The following is an 18,030-nucleotide window of genomic DNA, read 5'->3' on the forward strand; positions in this document are numbered from 1 at the left end:
GACGATAGTCTGTAGAGCTTTGGCAAAGTTTTTTAATAGCCAATGTGGCTTGTGCCTAACGACTACCCATTAGCTTACAACGGCTTTACTAATTCTAAAAACCACGCTTTTACTTCACCTTCCAATAGTGGTGCCAATTTTTCTTCGCAAGTTTTGTGGTAATTGTTGAGCCATTCTCTTTCCACATCTGTAAGCAATGATACATTGATAGCTGAACGCATAAAAGGACAAAGAGTAAGCGTTTCGAAGTCGTAGAAAGTACCAAATTCATTTTGGGCAACTTCGCGTACTGCTATTAAGTTCTCGTGCCTAATACCATATTGGTTTTCAAGGTAAAAACCAGGCTCATCAGAGCATACCATACCTGCCAAAAGCACCTGTGGGTTCATATCTTTACGAATGTTTTGAGGTCCTTCGTGCACATTCATAAAGCTACCTACCCCGTGCCCTGTGCCGTGTCCGTAATCTTTATGGCGTTTCCAAAGAGCCATACGAGCATAAGCGTCTAATTGTACCCCACGTGTGCCTTTAGGGAATTGTACCATTGCCAGCTGTATCATACCTTTTAGTACTAAGGTAGCATCGTCAATAAATTGTTGAGAAACTTTTCCTAAAGGTATTGTACGTGTAATATCGGTAGTACCTTCAAGATATTGTCCTCCTGAATCTACCAAAATACTACCTTCAGCTTTCAGCTCACTACTGCCTTGTTCGGGTGCTGAATAATGCACTATGGCGCCATTGCCCTGATAGCCAATAATACTACCAAAACTTTCACCTACAAAGTTAGCCCCTTCGGCACGGAAATCGCGTAATTTGAGCCCTACACTATATTCGGTCATAGGTTCTTTGCCTACATTGTGCGTTAGCCAATACAAGAATTTTACCATAGCCACCCCATCGCGTACCATTACTGTGCGGAAACCTTCCAGCTCGGTAGCATTTTTTACGGCTTTCATCAGGTTGCCTGGTGTGGGCAGTTGTACTAATGTATTGTGAGTCCCTATTGTATCAAAAATAGCTTGATTGCTATTGGGTGACAACAATATAGTTTGTCCTTTTACCCCAGCTAAGTAAGTAAAGAAACTATCGTAAGGAGCTATTTTCACGTTTGCTGCTTTTAGGTGAGCTTCCACTTCGGGAGTAACCTTTTGAGTATCTACGAACAAGGTAGCATCTTTGTCAGTTAAAGCAATATAGCCTAAAAATACAGGGTTGAATTTCACATCGCTACCGCGCAAGTTCAGTGTCCAAGCCACATCGTCAAGCGCTGTGATGAGGTGCAAGCCCGCTTTGTGTTGAGCCATAGCTTTACGTATAGCTGCTAATTTATCGGCAACTGTTTGTCCAGCCCATTTATCGGGGTGTATGAAGATAGTGTGCAGCGGGTCTTTTTCGCGGTTTTTCCAAACAACATCAATTAGAGGCTGATGTTGTAGCTGTATTTTTTTTGTTTTGAGTGTATTTTGTAGTTTTTCAAAAGCGAGGTGTGAAGTAGCCAAAGCATTAAGAGCTACAATGCTACCTTCGGGGAGCTCCTGTAGTAGCCAGTCGGCATAGTCGGGGGTACCTTCTACGCCCTCTTTGAAAAGTGTAATGCCAGAGTCTTTAAGTTCAATAGCTGCTTGTACAAAATAGCGGGAGTCAGTCCATACTCCTGCTTTATTTAGCGTAACTACTACAAAACCAGCTGAACCTGTAAATCCTGATAGCCAAGCACGTTCCAGCCATTCTTTAGGCAGGTACTCACTCAAGTGAGGGTCGGCACTGAATACGATAAAAGCGTCAATTTGGTGCGCTTTCATTTCCTTACGCAAAAGCGATAGTTTTTCTACTGTTTTCATTATTAATTGTTAATTATGGGTTATTTGTTGTTTGTATTTCTCTTTCCTACTTTAAGTCCTGCGCTTGCTGAAATGGCTACGTGTATACTTCGTGCCTCTCTAAAATCTAAATATTTCATACTTCTTTTTGAAGCCATAGGGGTGAGGTTTACAGAGAGTCTACCGTCAATCATAAATACTACACGGGGCAAATCCCACAAGATACCTCCTCCTACATTGAGGTCTAATACAGCTCTGTTAAAATGTTCTGTAACATCAAAATTTTTATCTTCTTCTTTATCATACAATATAGCTTCTCCCAAAAACTTAGGGGCTATGCCCAGCTGCCCAAAGCCTCTAAATTTATTGGTACCTTCGCATTGCAACAGCAAAGGCATATTTAGATACTTAAACAGATACAGATGGCGTTCGCTGGGAAACCAATTAGCCTCACGCGGACTAAAACTTACGCTTTCGGTGCGGAATAAGGTTTCGCCGTGAAATGTAAAATGCCGTGAAAAAGGCACTCTCACAAAAGCACCTCCTTGTAAAACGCCTAAGTAGGCAAAGGTTTCTATATCATAAGGTACTGTAGCTTTGGGTACTGTAATTATACTTGTGCTGCTAAGGGGGTTACTCAGTTTTACTCCTATTGTTACCTGAGCCCAGCTGTGTAGCCCAACCCATAAACATAGTATTGTAAAGAATCCTTTCATAATTATACGTTTTATGAAAATTACTCTGCAAAGATACAAAATAATTTTGAATTATGGATTGTGAATTGTGAAATTCTTGAGATGAATTGTTTGCTTATCTTTCCCTTACCTTCCCCTTACCTTCGTCACATACTCGGCTATGCCAGCTCGCCGACTTTCCTTCGCTCAAGGTATGAGGTGGTAGTTAATCATTATTTTTGTATCTTTGCGCCAAAATTAATAATAAGATGATAAAAAGAATCATATTACCCTTATGGTGTTTGTTGGTAGCCTGCACCAGTAAGCAAGAAAAGGAAATTGCGCAAATACCTATGCACTTCAGTGTCATACGGTTAGACTCTCTTTTTGTAAAAACACCCGATGACCAGTTCGCTAAACTGTGTGAGCAGTATCCTTATTTTTTTACCTCGACCATATCTACTGAGGAATGGTTGCAAATACGTAACGGACTTATTTTTCCTGAACAGCCATCTTTTAAACTTTATTATTCTGATATTTATTCTGAAATTCAAAAAAATTTAGGTGACTTTTCTGCTCAAAAGAAAGAACTTAAAAATCTCTTTCAGCATCTGAAATACTACTTTCCTAAGTTTGAACCGCCACGTGTGGTAACTTTCATTAGCAGGGTAGATTACGAATCGAGGGTTATTTATGCCGATAGTCTCTTGCTTATTGGTAGCGATAACTATTTAGGTGAAAAACACCCTTATTACACTGATATGCAGCAATACATCAGTACGGAACTTGACAAAAAATACCTTGCTGTAGATGTTGCCGATGCTTTTGCTAACAAACTTGTGCCTCGTGGTGCTCACCTCACTTTCTTGGACAATATGATTTACGAAGGCAAAAAACTCTATTTAGCCCATAAACTACTTCCCAAAAAAGACCTTGCTGCTCTCTTGCGTTACAGCGATGAAAAATACCAATGGGCTGAAGATAACGAGCCTGAAATATGGCGTTATTTTATAGAAAAACAACTGCTTTACCAAACGGATAAAAAGTTGCTTTTGCGATTTATTTACCCTGCTCCTTTTTCTAAATTCTACTTGGAGCTGGACAGCCAATCGCCTGGGCAAATAGGCAAATTTATAGGTTTGCGGATAGTGCAAGCTTATGCCGAACGCAACCCCGATACGCCTCTTGTGAAGCTGCTCACTCTTAGCAGCGAAGAACTTTTTAATAAATCTCTCTATAAACCTAAAAAATAACACGTTATGAAAATACTTACCCCCCTACAGCTTAAGCAAGCCGATACGCTTACCTCGCAAAAACAGCATATCACTTCGTGGCAACTAATGGAACGTGCGGCTTATAAACTGCTTTCTTGGGTTACCCAATACGTTAGTAAATCCGACCCTATTACTATACTTGCAGGTGCAGGTAATAACGGTGGCGATGGACTTGCCCTTGCGCGCTTGCTACGCGAAAACAACTACCAAGTGCAGGTGTACCTCCTTGCCTTTGCGCCTCTTTCGGCTGATTGTAAAATCAATAAAAAAAGACTGGAAGAAACACAGGTATCCTTCACCATCCTTAACCAAGCTCCTACACACCCCATCACTCTTTCGCCTGTAGTTATAGATGCTATCTTTGGCACAGGGCTCAACCGTCCTGCCCCCCAATGGGTACAAACTATTATACAACAAGTTAATAACTCGGGGCGCTTTATTATCAGTGTAGATATGCCATCGGGTCTCCCCACCGATGCGCCACCTTTCCCGAATGCTGCTTTTGTGAAGCCTACCGTAGTGCTTACTTTTCAAACGCCTAAACTGCCTTTTTTTCTGCCGCAGACAGGACAATACATTCACGATTTTGTTATTTTAGACATTGGCTTGGACGCCCAATACCTCACTGAAACAAATACGACTTATACTTACCTCACTAAGGATAGTTTACCACAGAGAAGATGTCGCCCTAAATTTTCACACAAGGGTACTTACGGGCACGCCCTTTTAATAGGTGGTAGCTATGGCAAAATGGGAGCCGTAATACTCAGCGGTACTGCTGTATTGCGTTCGGGGGCGGGTTTGCTAACGGTAGCAGTACCACAATGTGGTTATGAAATTCTGCAAACAGCCCTCCCAGAAGCTATGGTACTCACCAGCCGTCATCCTCATCATTTTACCGGGGTTACGATTCCTTTTACGCCATCGGTTATAGCGGTGGGTGTAGGCTGGGGTACTCACTTGCATACTGCCCACGCTCTTTTTAAGCTATTTGAGGCTTACCCTCAAGTGCCTTTTGTTATTGATGCCGATGCTCTTAATATACTTGCCGCTGACCCCCAGCTGTTATCACAATTGCCACAGGAGGCGATACTCACCCCTCACCCCAAAGAGCTACAACGCCTGATAGGAGATTGGACAGATGATTATCAGAAACTTGCTAAAGCTAAAGCCTTTGCGGCTAAATATGGGGTAGTGCTCGTTATCAAGGGGGCTCATACTATCATTACTGATGGCTCACACTACTGGATTAACAGCACGGGCAATTCGGGAATGGCAACCGCAGGTAGTGGTGATGTGCTTACAGGTATTATTACGGGCTTACGAGCCCAAGGTTACAGTGCCTTGGACGCTGCTTTGCTGGGAGTATATCAGCACGGGGCTAAAGCTGAAGAGGCAGCGCTCAAAAAGGGCTACAATGCACTTATGGCAAGGGATTTGTATTGATGGTGATGCCAAAGAGTGTGGCAGAGGAGGGGATGCAATTATACATCAAATAAATTACGATTTAAAAAGTTAGAAATTTAAAAATCAAAATAAATGGAAAATATTTTAGAAAATATAGCGGTTATTAAAAAACGTATAGCGGCGGCTTGCCAACGTGCTAATCGCAATCCTGAAGAGGTAAAACTGCTTCTTGCGACTAAAACGGTAACACCCGAACGTATCAAAGTAGCACTGAAAGCGGGCAATACGCTCATTGCCGAAAATAAAGTGCAGGAACTCAAAGAAAAATATGAAGCCTTAAAAGATACTCCTCATACGAACCATTTCATTGGACATCTGCAAACTAACAAAATAAAAGAAATACTTCGTTATGAGGTTTCTTGTGTAGAATCTGTGGATAGATTGGATTTGGCGCAGAAATTGCATACTCGGTTAGCAGCTGAAGGGCGTGAAATGGACATCTTTATACAAGTGAACACTTCTGGCGAAGAAAGCAAATTTGGTGCGCACCCCGATGAGGTTCTCACTCTTGTGCAACAAGTAGCCCAGCTGCCTACGCTGCACATCAAAGGGCTGATGACTATTGGGCTTTTTAGTGCCGAAACTGAAAAAGTACGTGTTTGCTTCCAGCTACTTAAACGCTTGCAACAAGATATTTTTGCACTACAACTGCCTAATGTAGCTCCGCACGAACTATCAATGGGAATGAGCAACGACCTTGAAACGGCTATTGAAGAGGGTGCTACTATAGTGCGCGTAGGTACGGCTATCTTTGGACAACGCATTTACCCTGATAGTTATTATTGGTGTGAGTCGCACGGGCAATTTGGGCATTAGTTTTTTTTGGATAGCCTCTTGAGATGTAATAAAAATTATTAAAATCAAAATAAATGAAAATAGAAGATATTAAAGGCGATTTTAGTTATCGCGAAAACAGCATTAAATGGTTTACTTTGGAAAACTACCTTTTGGTAGTGAAAGATGAAGATCACCCTGATAAAATTGTAACGCCCTTGCTATACGTGGATAGAAAGGCGGGCAAAGCCCAAAATATAGACCGCTACGATATGGATAAGGTGCTTGTAAACCTTAATATTAATAAACCTGAATTGGGATTTGACCGTTTTGAAAATCAATACCAAGTCATAAAAATAACCTACGGGAATATTATAGCTAATAATTCTGATGACGAAAATGCTCCTAAATGCAAAACTTTTGCTAACAATCTGAACCCGACTTCTAAAAATGAAATTGTAGAAATTATAGAAGCTGACATCTTGGAGGCTGAAGCTAAAATCCGCATCAAACAGCCTAATCTCAATACGCTCCTTACTGATGTATATGCCAAAGATAGTGCTCCTATATTCGTAGAAACTGAAGGTAAAATTATAGGTCCTTTTCTTATCGTAGGACAAGAAGAAGCGAATTGTTTTTCTATACAAAAATATTTGCGCAAAGATTTTTCTTTTGGTGAATACCGTATTACTAATAATACTTATGTGGAGTTCTTGCATTACAATATCAATCGCAAGTTGCACGTGGTGGGCTTTAATAGGCTTGATTTTATACAAGAAATAGATTTTAAAGATGATAAAGAAATACTAAACGAATTTGTAAGCCGAGTGAGCAATTCTCCTGAATTGTTGAACCCTGAACAGATGCAACAATTTCTCAATTTGATAGACGAGGTACGTAATGCTAAAGAAATAAAAAACTACATAAAAGATAACAAACGCGTATACGATTTATTAGAAAAAGCTAATGAAAAACTTATCGCTGATTATAAACTTAGCAATCTTTTCCCTCAAAAAGTAAATATAGACAAAGCTATAGAGCAATTAGAAGAACAAGAAACGAACCTGAAAAACAATATCGGTAACAAGCAAAAACAATTGGAAAAACTGCAAAATGATATTGTAGAGATGGAGGAACGCGTGGCGAACCTAAAGGAAGAAACCCAAAAGAAAATAGCTGAACAGGAAGAAATTATAGCCCAAGAACTCAAAGACTTACGCGAAAACCGAGAAGCTATTAGGCAACAAGTAAAAGAGGAAATAAAAGAAGAGGAACAAACCCTTGTACAACTACGCCAAGAAAAAGAAGACCTTACAGTAATTGTTAATAGCCTGCAACAACAAAACAAAAAAACGCAAAAAGATAGCTACCAAGAGCTGCTGAATATCATTCGCAACAAAAAATACTTTGATATTTTTAGCGGTAAAGAACTTGCTGACCTACAGGAAGAACAACAACCTACATTTATCAATTTTTCGGTAACTGACCAATACCAAGAATACCAAGAATACCGCGATAAAATAAAAGAAATACTCGGCAAAAACGGGCGTAATTTTGACAGTCATTTTGTGGATAACCTCCTTATAGCGATTCACCAAAATACACTCACTATTCTTGCGGGGTTACCCGGTACGGGCAAAACGAGCCTTGCGCGCTTGCTTACCCAAATATTAGCCCCCAAGGAGCGTGTAACCGAAGTATCGGTAAGCAGAGGCTGGTCGTCCCCAAAAGACCTTATAGGTTTTCAGAACCCACTTACTAATAAGTTCCATTCAGCCCCTACTGGGGTGTATGAGCTCTTGCAACAGCTGAACTACGAGGTAGAAAACAATACCTATCTGGCATCGCCATTGGCATACATCATCTTGGATGAAGCTAACTTGAGCCCTATAGAGCACTATTGGTCTAACTTCTACAATCTTACGGACTCATATGCACAGCAAGACCATTGTCTTTCTATACAATTGGGCAACAACCATACGCTGCAGTATGCTAACAACTTGCGATTTATAGCTACTATCAATTACGACTATACCACTGAAGCCCTCTCGCCCCGTGTGATAGACCGTACTAATATCATACAGCTGCCCGAAATGAATCACTCGGTGAGTTTCATTACCAAAGAAGAAGTAGAAACGCTGAAAATTTCGTTTGAAAAGTGCATTGCTTTTTTCCAGCTGTTGGATTTTCAAACCGCTCCTAACCTTGATATTTCTTTCAGTGATGAAAATACTGAAATATTCCGCGAGATAAAAGAAGTATTTAAAAAGCTACGCCTTCCTATAAGTTATAGGGTAGAGTTGGGGATTAAGCGTTATTGCAATATGTCTAAATACATAGATGACCTAAACGAAAACATATTGCTGGACTATGCTATTGCGCAACGCCTCTTGCCAATGATAAACGTACAAGGCGAGAACCAAAAAGCTCATATAGATAGGCTTTCACGTATTTTTAGTGAGAACAGGCTAAGAGTATCTGAAAAGATATTGGATAAAATTATAGAAATAGGCGAAAATAATGAAATATTAGGAGGTAACTACAGTTACTTCTTAACCTTATCGTATGCTTAGGATTTTTGAAACTCATAATGACGGCAAACGCGAAGTGTTGCCCGAAGAGGGAGTCTTCAACGTTCTTGAATTAGGACTCTACGAACTGCACTACCTGCCCAATGAGATAAAACCCATACAGGCGAGTGTGGAAGGTACCCCTATACCTTCTGCCTACCTACGTATGGAAGACAATACCTTTATATTTGCTGAAAATAGATATTTTGAAGATTTTTTTGGTGGTATAACCCTCCTTATTGATGGGAATACTTTTGCAATAAACGTACGTATAGGGAAATTGAAACTCTCGGAAATAGAAGATCTTTTTGCCTACCTATGGCGCAAAGAAGAGCGATTTTTAGATGCCTTTTACGCCAAGAACAGCAATATAGAAGTACGCCAAAAGCAAAGTGAAATTACCCAAATCACTAATTTTTTCTCCTTTGTAAACACGTTTGTAAGCGTTTTGGAAAAGTTGTTGCCTTATTTTGAAAAACAACCCCACTTTGTACTTCGCAAGAAGAATACAATGCTCCCTTTCAACTCTAATAAAATGAGCCCTAACGCTATACAATGGATACTCAACAACTTGGACGAAATACAATTTGACGAATCTTATAAGGGGCACTACAAGGCTATACAAATAAAAGACCGCTATGGGCTGATAGATAACATCAGTACAGAAGTGGAAACCAAAGATTTCAATACCTATGAAAACCAAGTGATAATGGGTGCTTTTTTTATCATCATCAAAAGGCTAAAGGCACTAAAGAGAGATATAGAAATAAAATCTAATATCAGGAATACGAGTTTTGATGCTGATAAATACGTGGACTTTAAAGACCTTCGCCGCTTGCCTTTCATCAGATTGCTGGATGAGGCTATGGCGGTGGAACGCAAGGTGCGAGTGCTTGAACGCCGCTATAGCAGTATTTTTGCCAACGTATCGCCCAAGATAGAAAAGCCTGTGCTTACCTCTATCTTCAGCCAGAAGCCCCATTACAAGCGTGCCTATGAGCTCATCAAAAATGTGGGTAATTACAAATCGGTAGCCATAGGACAATCTAAACTGCTAAATATTAGCAAGCTGAGCAAGCTGTACGAGCTTTACAACCTCTTCCAAATAATAGATACTATTAAGGCAAGCCTTAAACTGCCACTTTTTAGAGTTGATAGCGTTTGGAAAAAAGAAGAGCCCGTGATTGAAAAAATGGCTTTTACCAACGATGACTTTGAGGTTAATTTGTATTACGACCACAAGTATTACGGCGAGGGCGTGGGCTATAACGACACCTTATTGAGACGCATAGATAAAGACAAGGACGATTTTTATCAGCCTGATTTTATCATAGAGATTATCAACAAAGAGCAGCACAAGCACAAGTATTACCTTTTTGATGCTAAATACTCTATACTAAAGAATGTGCGAACCATACACTTGCCCAGCTTGGAGAAGAAATATTTGGTACGCACGGGTATTTATGGCAGCAGAAACCGAAAAATAAGCGGATTGTACGCCCTCTTTCCTGATACACAAGGTGAAAAAGTAGTGGAACACCCTTATTACGAACCTAATATAGGGCTTATAGCCTCTAAACCTATGGTGGAAGAAGAGCTTAGGGCGTGTATACACAATATTTTGCGCGAAAACTTGCATTTAGAGTTTGTACAAATGAAGTAATTCCCTCATAATAGCTTACGATGAAGGAATGATAGCTATATGGTATGTACAAAATATATGTGCTTGCAGAAAATTATTTTGTGATATTTGTAACAAACTGTATAAAGCTTCTAAAATGCGATATAAAGGCGATTATTATATAAAGCACTGATAATAAACAAGTTATGATTTTGTTATAAAATAGTATCTGTTATAGAGTCTGAAGGGGTAAATAAATAAAGCTGCATAAGTTTTTTGTAATTCAAAAAAAAGTATTACTTTTGCAGTCTGAAAATCAGCATATAGAACTGCGATAGGGGCAGGGGGATATGCTAAAAAGGCAAGTAAACAAATAAAATTAATATATAGTATTGTAAATTATGCCAACAATTTCACAATTAGTACGAAAAGGAAGAACCAGAATTACCAAGAAGAGTAAATCGGTGGCTTTGGATTCGTGCCCACAACGTAGAGGCGTATGTACTCGTGTATATACCACAACGCCTAAGAAGCCGAACTCTGCAATGCGTAAAGTAGCGCGTGTACGTTTGACTAATGGCAATGAGGTGAACGCATACATCCCTGGTGAAGGACACAACCTCCAAGAGCACTCGATAGTATTGGTACGAGGCGGAAGGGTAAAAGATTTACCAGGTGTTAGATACCACATAGTGCGCGGGGCGCTAGATACTGCGGGAGTAGCAGGACGTACGCAACGCCGCTCTAAATACGGTGCAAAACGCCCTAAACCAGGACAAGCCGCTGCAGCACCAGCTAAAGGTAAGAAAAAGTAATTTAACACACAAAATCTTTTAACTAAAAAGAAATGAGAAAAAGACAGGCTAAAAAGCGCCCACTTTTACCAGATCCGAAGTTTAACGACCAGTTGGTAACGCGTTTTGTGAACAACTTGATGTGGGATGGTAAGAAATCAGTGGCTTTTAAAGTATTCTACGATGCACTTGATATTGTAGAACAAAAGAAAAATAACGATGAAAAATCGGCGTTGGAGGTATGGAAAGATGCGCTAAGCAACGTAATGCCTCACGTGGAAGTACGCTCACGCCGTGTGGGTGGAGCTACTTACCAAATACCTATGCAAATTCGCCCAGACCGCAAAGTGTCTATGGCAATGAAATGGCTCATTGGATATGCACGTAAGCGCAATGAAAAATCTATGGCACAGAAATTGGCTGCTGAGATTATTTCGGCTTCAAAAGAGGAAGGTGCAGCTGTAAAGAAGAAAATGGATACACATCGTATGGCTGAGGCTAACAAAGCCTTCTCACACTTTAGATTTTAATTAAAACAATGAGTAGAGATTTAAAATATACAAGAAACATAGGTATTGCAGCACACATTGATGCTGGTAAAACGACTACTACAGAGCGTATTCTATTTTATACAGGTAAAACGCACAAAATAGGGGAAGTGCACGATGGAGCTTCTACTATGGACTGGATGGAGCAAGAAGCAGAACGCGGTATTACTATCCAATCGGCAGCGACTACTTGTAAATGGAATTTTCCTACCGAAAATGGAAAACCTACAGCTGATGCTAAGGAGTATCACTTCAACATTATAGATACTCCCGGTCACGTGGACTTTACAGTAGAGGTGAACCGCTCACTACGTGTATTGGACGGATTGGTATTCTTGTTTTCGGCAGTTGATGGTGTAGAACCACAATCTGAAACTAACTGGCGTTTGGCAGACAACTACAAAGTGCCTCGTATTGGTTTTGTAAACAAAATGGATAGACAAGGAGCTAACTTCCTAAATGTTTGCAACCAAGTGAAAGATATGCTAAAATCAAACGCGGTGCCTATCGTGTTGCCTATTGGTGATGAAGCAGACTTTAAAGGTGTTGTAGATTTGATTAAAAACCGTGCTATTGTATGGCACGAAGAAAACTCAGGTTCTACTTTTGACGTAGTGGAAATACCTGCAGAAATGAAAGAAGATGTAGCTAAATACCGCGCTCAACTTATTGAAGAGGTTGCTGGTTATGACGAAGGTCTTCTTGAGAAATTTATGGAAGATGAAAACTCTATCACAGAAGAAGAGATACACAAAGCATTGCGTGCTGCTGTAATGGATATGGCAATTATCCCAATGGTGTGTGGTTCATCTTTCAAAAACAAAGGGGTACAATTTATGCTTGATGCTGTATGCCGCTACTTGCCTTCACCACTTGACAAAGAGGCTATTGAAGGTACTAATCCTGATACAGGTGAAGTAGCATTGCGCAAACCAGCAGTAGATGCTCCTTTTGCAGCATTGGCGTTTAAGATTGCTACTGACCCTTATGTAGGACGCTTGGCATTCTTCCGTGCTTACTCAGGACACTTGGATGCGGGTTCTTATGTATTGAACACTCGTTCTGGTAACAAAGAACGTATTTCGCGTATCTACCAAATGCACGCTAACAAGCAAAACCCTATTGAATACATTGAAGCAGGTGATATAGGGGCTGCAGTAGGTTTTAAAGATATCAAAACAGGTGATACACTTTGTGATGAGAAATATCCTATTGTACTTGAAAGTATGGTATTCCCAGATCCTGTGATTGGTATTGCAGTAGAGCCTAAAACAAAAGCAGACGTTGATAAACTAGGTATGGCATTGGCTAAATTGGCTGAAGAAGACCCTACCTTCCAAGTGAAAACAGACCAAGCTTCTGGACAGACTATCATCTCGGGTATGGGTGAGTTGCACTTGGATATCATTGTAGACCGCTTGAAACGTGAGTTTAAGGTGGAAGTAAACCAAGGTCAGCCACAAGTAGAGTACAAAGAGGCGATTACAGGCAAGGCAGATCACCGTGAGGTTTATAAGAAACAAACTGGTGGTCGTGGTAAATTTGCTGACATCGTATTCCGTATGGAGCCAGCTGAGGAAGGCAAAGTGGGATTGGAATTCATCAATGAGATAAAAGGTGGTAACATTCCTAAGGAGTATATTCCTTCAGTAGAAAAAGGTTTCAAAGAGGCTATGAAAAATGGTCCGTTGGCAGGATTTGAGATGGATGCGATGAAGATCGTTCTTATAGATGGTTCATTCCACCCTGTAGACTCTGATTCATTGTCATTTGAGTTGGCTGCTAAATTGGGATACAAAGAGGCAGCACGCGCAGCGAAAGCGGTACTAATGGAGCCTATAATGAAATTGGAAGTAATTACTCCAGAAGAAAATATGGGTGATATAGTGGGTGACTTGAACCGTCGTCGTGGACAAGTGAACAATATGGACGACCGTAATGGAGCTAAAGTTATCAAAGCGTTTGTGCCACTATCAGAAATGTTTGGTTATGTAACAGCGCTTCGTACGCTTTCATCAGGACGTGCAACTTCAACAATGGAGTTTTCACACTATGCAGAGACTCCAAGTAACATTGCAGATGAAGTAATAAAAGCCGCAAGAGGCAATTAAAAAATTGGTAATCAGATGAGCAATCAACAAAAAATAAGAATAAAGTTAAAGTCATACGACCATAACTTGGTAGATAAATCGGCTGAAAAGATTGTAAAAACAGTGAAGGCTGCAGGTGCAGCGGTAGTGGGTCCTATTCCATTGCCTACACACAAAAAAATCTTTACTGTGTTGCGTTCGCCTCACGTAAACAAAAAGGCACGTGAGCAATTTCAGCTAAGTTCGCACAAGCGTTTATTGGAAATCTACGGTGCATCGGCAAAGACAGTAGATGCGCTTATGAAGCTTGAATTGCCAAGTGGTGTAGATATCGTAATCAAAGTGTTGGCTTAACGATACTTAAAATGTCCCGAAACTGCGGGTTAGGGAAAAACGGAAAAAAAATGATTCAGGGTTAAAAAGCCTAAGGCATTTTTTTGACCCTGAACCATTTATAATGATTAATGATTTATTGTGAATTATTAATTGTAACGAGAGAATAATAACTAATTTAATTAATATTTAATTTTATGTCTGGGTTAATTGGAAAGAAAGTAGGAATGACCAGCATTTTTGATGAGAATGGTAAAAATATACCATGTACCATCATAGAGGTAGGTCCTTGCGTAGTTACCCAAGTCAGAACCAAAGAAGTAGATGGCTATGAGGCACTTCAATTGGGTTTCGATGACAAAGCAGATAAGCGTGCGAATCAAGCGGAGCTTGGTCACTTTAAGAAGGCGGGCACGTCTGCGAAGCGAAAACTCGTTGAATTTAAAGGTTTTGACAATAACTACAAGTTGGGTGATGTAATCACTGTGGCTTATTTTGCCGAAGGGGAGTTTGTAGATGTTACAGGTATCTCAAAAGGTAAAGGTTTTCAAGGGGTTGTACGCCGTCACGGTTTTGGAGGGGTAGGACAGACTACTCACGGGCAGCACAATCGACTAAGAGCGCCAGGTTCAGTAGGAGCATCGTCATATCCATCACGTGTATTTAAGGGTATGCGTATGGCTGGAAGAATGGGTGCAGAGAATGTAACAGTGCAAAACTTAAAGGTTTTGAAGGTGGTAGCTGAAAAGAACCTATTGGTAGTAAAAGGATGTATTCCGGGTCACAAAAACGCTTACGTAACTATTCACAAATAATGGAAGTAGCAGTATTAAATAAAGAAGGTAAAGAGACAGGTAGAAAGGTAACGCTTTCGGACGCTGTTTTTGGTATAGAGCCTAATAATCACGTGGTATACTTGGACGTGAAACGTTACTTGGCAAACAAGCGTCAAGGTACTCACAAGGCTAAAGAGAGAAATGAGGTAGCGGGTAGTACTCGTAAAATTAAAAAGCAAAAGGGTACAGGTACAGCTCGTGCAGGTAGTGTAAAATCGCCTGTATTTGTGGGCGGAGGTCGTATATTTGGTCCTCGTCCTAAGGATTACACACAAACGCTTACTAAGAATGTAAAACGTTTGGCACGCCGTTCGGCATTGAGTGCTAAGGTGAAAGACCAAGCGTTGGTAGTAGTAGAGGATTTGAGTTTTGCGGCTCCTAAGACTAAAGATTTTACTGCGGTGGTAAATGCTTTGGGGCTATCAGAAAAAAAATCGTTATTTGTGTTGCCAGAAGTAAATAATAACGTATATTTGTCATCTCGTAACGTAGAGAACTCACAAGTGGTAACTGCTTCGGAATTAAATACTTACCAAGTAGTGAATGCGGCTAAGGTGGTTCTTACAGAGAGTTCGGTGGCAGTATTAGAGTCAATTTTAACAAAATAAGAAGAACAATGGGCGTATTAATAAAACCTGTAAGTACAGAAAAGACGAATAAGGATAGCGAAGAAAGAAGCTGCTATACCTTTGAAGTAGCGAAGAGCGCTAATAAGATACAGATTAAGAACGAGGTTGAAGCTGCTTATGGCGTTAAAGTGAAAGAGGTTCGTACGCTTAACTACGGGCCAAAGCGTACTACGCGTTATACTAAGACGGGCTTGCAAGTGGGCAAGACTAATGCAGTGAAGAAGGCAGTAGTACAGCTTGAAGAAGGGACTATAGATTTTTATAGTAATATATAAAGTGTTTAACAAATAGACGAAGATGTCAGTTAGAAAATTAAAACCGATTACCCCTGGTCAGCGTTTTAGAGTAGTAAACGAATTTGACACCATTACTACTGATAAGCCGGAAAAGAGTTTGCTTGTTCCGTTGAAAAAGACCGGAGGTAGAAACAATCAAGGAAAGATGACCATGCGTTACATAGGTGGTGGTCACAAAAAGAAGTACCGTATTATTGATTTCAAGAGGAATCGATTTGGGGAAGGTGCAAAAGTGGTTTCTATAGAGTATGACCCTAATAGAACTGCATTTATCGCTTTGGTGCAATATAATGATGGTGAGAAGCGTTATATTATCGCTCCTGCTGGATTGAAGGTTGACCAAGTGATTGTTTCGGGGCAAGAGAATGTAGCTCCTGAGATAGGGAATGCGATGCCACTTTCACAAATTCCGCTGGGTACTGTAATTTCTTGTATTGAATTGCGTCCTGGGCAGGGGGCTAATATAGCTCGTTCTGCTGGTACTTTTGCACAATTGATGGCAAAAGATGGGAAGTATGCGACAGTAAAGTTGCCTTCAGGAGAGACGCGTATGATTTTGCTTACGTGTTTAGCAACGATTGGAGCTGTATCGAATTCAGACCACCAATTGGTATTGTCTGGTAAAGCGGGACGTTCTCGCTGGTTAGGTCGCCGTCCTCGTACGCGTGCAGTAGTTATGAACCCTGTTGATCACCCAATGGGTGGTGGTGAAGGTCGTGCTACAGGTGGACACCCACGTTCGCGTAAAGGTATCCCAGCTAAGGGTTACAGGACACGCTCTAAGACGAAGGCAAGTAATAAGTATATTGTAGAACGCAGAAAAAAATAAGAGACTAAGAGATGGCACGTTCATTAAAAAAAGGACCTTACGTTCACTATAGCTTAGAAAAGAAGATTCAACAGAATATAGCGTCTGGTAAAAAGACGGTAATAAAGACGTGGTCACGCGCTTCGATGATTACGCCTGATTTTGTGGGTCAGACTATAGCTGTGCACAATGGTCGTCAGTTTGTTCCTGTATATATTACAGAAAATATGGTGGGACATAAATTAGGAGAATTTTCACCAACGCGTTCTTTTAGGGGACACGCTGGGGCGAAAAATAAAGGTAAAAAATAATAAAGGCTATGGGAGTTAGAAAAAAATTAAGAGCAGACGAGATAAAAGAAGCTAAAAAAGGCTTGGCATTTGCGAAGTTGAATAACTGCCCTACTTCGCCACGCAAGATGCGTTTGGTAGCGGATTTGGTACGTGGTGTACAAGTGGATAAAGCCCTTGCTATTTTGAAATTTAATCAAAAAGAAGCAGCTGCACGTTTGGAAAAGTTGTTGTTATCGGCAATAGCGAACTGGCAAGCTAAGAATGCTGATGGAGATGTAGAATCGGCAGGACTTTTTGTTAAGGAGATAAGAGTGGATGGAGGCGCTATATTGAAGAGATTGCGTCCTGCACCGCAAGGGAGAGCACACAGAATTAGAAAACGTTCTAACCACGTAACAATCGTGTTAGGGGCTAAAAACAATAATACAGAAAGCTAAGATAAACTATGGGACAAAAAACAAATCCAATCGGGAATCGCCTTGGCATTATCAGAGGATGGGAGTCTAGCTGGTATGGTGGCAATGACTACGGAGACAAACTAGCTGAAGACGACAAAATCAGAAAATATGTTCAAACTCGTTTATCAAAAGCTAGTGTAGCTCACGTAATAATAGAACGCACATTCAATCTTGTAACGGTAACTATCACTACGGCACGTCCTGGTATCATTATAGGTAAAGGCGGGCAAGAGGTAGATAAACTGAAAGAAGAGTTGAAGAAAATCACTGGAAAGGATGTTCAGATAAACATTTTTGAAATTAAACGCCCTGAATTGGATGCGGCGTTGGTAGCGGCAAGTATTGCACATCAAATAGAGGGTCGTGTTTCTTACAAACGTGCGATTAAGATGGCGATTGCTTCGGCTATGAGAATGAATGCTGAGGGTATAAAAGTGATGATTTCGGGACGCTTGAATGGTGCTGAAATGGCACGTTCTGAAAGTTTCAAAGAGGGACGTATTCCTCTATCTACTTTCAGGGCTGATATAGACTACGCTATTGGAGAAGCACATACTACCTATGGACGTATGGGTATTAAGGTGTGGATTATGAAGGGCGAAGTTTACGGTAAGAGAGATTTATCACCGCTTGTGGGAATGAGCAAAAAGAATGTAGGTGGTAGTGGTTTCTCGGGTAAGAATAGTGACAAGCCTGCAGGTGGAGCACCCAAGAAGGCGCGTCGTAAAAAGTAATTAATAAA

At 40.6% G+C, this 18,030-nt stretch carries 18 protein-coding genes; 16 read left to right on the forward strand and 2 right to left on the reverse strand.

The genetic code is table 11. From position 1 onward, the window contains the following. Window positions 1-74: 74 nt before the first annotated feature. Window positions 75-1,844, reverse strand: coding sequence for an aminopeptidase P family protein (locus HMPREF9075_RS04605; RefSeq protein ID WP_009415335.1), 1,770 nt, complete (start codon window positions 1,842-1,844; stop codon window positions 75-77). 20 nt (window positions 1,845-1,864) lie between these two features. Then, window positions 1,865-2,539, reverse strand: a complete 675-nt coding sequence (locus HMPREF9075_RS04610; protein ID WP_009415336.1) for an outer membrane beta-barrel protein — start codon at window positions 2,537-2,539, stop codon at window positions 1,865-1,867. A gap of 227 nt (window positions 2,540-2,766) precedes the next feature. Here HMPREF9075_RS04610 and HMPREF9075_RS04615 point away from each other — a divergent pair, with 227 nt between their 5' ends. From HMPREF9075_RS04615 to rpsC, 16 genes are all read left to right on the forward strand, one after another. After that, window positions 2,767-3,750, forward strand: coding sequence for a gliding motility-associated lipoprotein GldB (locus HMPREF9075_RS04615; protein ID WP_009415337.1), 984 nt, complete (start codon window positions 2,767-2,769; stop codon window positions 3,748-3,750). 6 nt (window positions 3,751-3,756) lie between these two features. Beyond that, entirely contained in the window at window positions 3,757-5,217 is a 1,461-nt protein-coding gene (locus HMPREF9075_RS04620) for a bifunctional ADP-dependent NAD(P)H-hydrate dehydratase/NAD(P)H-hydrate epimerase (protein ID WP_009415338.1), read from the forward strand. Window positions 5,218-5,310: 93 nt separating this feature from the next. Further along, window positions 5,311-6,054 (forward strand): YggS family pyridoxal phosphate-dependent enzyme, encoded by a 744-nt coding sequence (locus tag HMPREF9075_RS04625; RefSeq protein ID WP_009415339.1) that lies wholly within the window; start codon window positions 5,311-5,313, stop codon window positions 6,052-6,054. A 53-nt stretch (window positions 6,055-6,107) separates the two neighbouring features. Beyond that, window positions 6,108-8,585 (forward strand): hypothetical protein, encoded by a 2,478-nt coding sequence (locus HMPREF9075_RS04630; protein ID WP_009415340.1) that lies wholly within the window; start codon window positions 6,108-6,110, stop codon window positions 8,583-8,585. Next, entirely contained in the window at window positions 8,578-10,245 is a 1,668-nt protein-coding gene (locus HMPREF9075_RS04635) for a nuclease domain-containing protein (RefSeq protein WP_009415341.1), read from the forward strand. Before HMPREF9075_RS04630 ends, HMPREF9075_RS04635 begins: the two co-directional genes overlap by 8 nt. Before the next feature lie 359 nt (window positions 10,246-10,604). Continuing rightward, entirely contained in the window at window positions 10,605-11,018 is a 414-nt protein-coding gene (gene rpsL, locus HMPREF9075_RS04640; RefSeq protein WP_002679283.1) for a 30S ribosomal protein S12, read from the forward strand. Between the two features lie 32 nt (window positions 11,019-11,050). Continuing rightward, window positions 11,051-11,527: a 30S ribosomal protein S7 gene (gene rpsG, locus HMPREF9075_RS04645; RefSeq protein WP_009415342.1), complete on the forward strand. Its 477-nt coding sequence runs from the start codon at window positions 11,051-11,053 to the stop codon at window positions 11,525-11,527. An 8-nt stretch (window positions 11,528-11,535) separates the two neighbouring features. Further along, on the forward strand, window positions 11,536-13,656 hold the full coding sequence (gene fusA / locus HMPREF9075_RS04650; protein ID WP_009415343.1) for an elongation factor G: 2,121 nt from the start codon (window positions 11,536-11,538) through the stop codon (window positions 13,654-13,656). 15 nt (window positions 13,657-13,671) lie between these two features. After that, window positions 13,672-13,989, forward strand: coding sequence for a 30S ribosomal protein S10 (rpsJ, locus tag HMPREF9075_RS04655; RefSeq protein ID WP_009415344.1), 318 nt, complete (start codon window positions 13,672-13,674; stop codon window positions 13,987-13,989). A 176-nt stretch (window positions 13,990-14,165) separates the two neighbouring features. Then, window positions 14,166-14,783: a 50S ribosomal protein L3 gene (gene rplC / locus HMPREF9075_RS04660; RefSeq protein ID WP_009415345.1), complete on the forward strand. Its 618-nt coding sequence runs from the start codon at window positions 14,166-14,168 to the stop codon at window positions 14,781-14,783. Then, window positions 14,783-15,412 (forward strand): 50S ribosomal protein L4, encoded by a 630-nt coding sequence (gene rplD, locus HMPREF9075_RS04665; RefSeq protein ID WP_009415346.1) that lies wholly within the window; start codon window positions 14,783-14,785, stop codon window positions 15,410-15,412. Before rplC ends, rplD begins: the two co-directional genes overlap by 1 nt. Before the next feature lie 8 nt (window positions 15,413-15,420). Continuing rightward, entirely contained in the window at window positions 15,421-15,708 is a 288-nt protein-coding gene (gene rplW / locus HMPREF9075_RS04670) for a 50S ribosomal protein L23 (RefSeq protein ID WP_009415347.1), read from the forward strand. Window positions 15,709-15,730: 22 nt separating this feature from the next. After that, entirely contained in the window at window positions 15,731-16,558 is an 828-nt protein-coding gene (rplB, locus tag HMPREF9075_RS04675) for a 50S ribosomal protein L2 (protein ID WP_009415348.1), read from the forward strand. Window positions 16,559-16,569: 11 nt separating this feature from the next. Then, the gene (rpsS, locus tag HMPREF9075_RS04680) at window positions 16,570-16,848 is read left to right on the forward strand and encodes a 30S ribosomal protein S19 (RefSeq protein WP_009415349.1); all 279 of its coding nucleotides are present in this window, start codon (window positions 16,570-16,572) and stop codon (window positions 16,846-16,848) included. An 8-nt stretch (window positions 16,849-16,856) separates the two neighbouring features. Further along, window positions 16,857-17,267 (forward strand): 50S ribosomal protein L22, encoded by a 411-nt coding sequence (rplV, locus tag HMPREF9075_RS04685; protein ID WP_009415350.1) that lies wholly within the window; start codon window positions 16,857-16,859, stop codon window positions 17,265-17,267. Between the two features lie 8 nt (window positions 17,268-17,275). Continuing rightward, window positions 17,276-18,022 (forward strand): 30S ribosomal protein S3, encoded by a 747-nt coding sequence (gene rpsC, locus HMPREF9075_RS04690; protein WP_009415351.1) that lies wholly within the window; start codon window positions 17,276-17,278, stop codon window positions 18,020-18,022. Window positions 18,023-18,030 lie beyond the last annotated feature (8 nt).

The organism is Capnocytophaga sp. oral taxon 332 str. F0381 (assembly GCF_000318275.2).
GTDB lineage: Bacteria > Bacteroidota > Bacteroidia > Flavobacteriales > Flavobacteriaceae > Capnocytophaga > Capnocytophaga bilenii.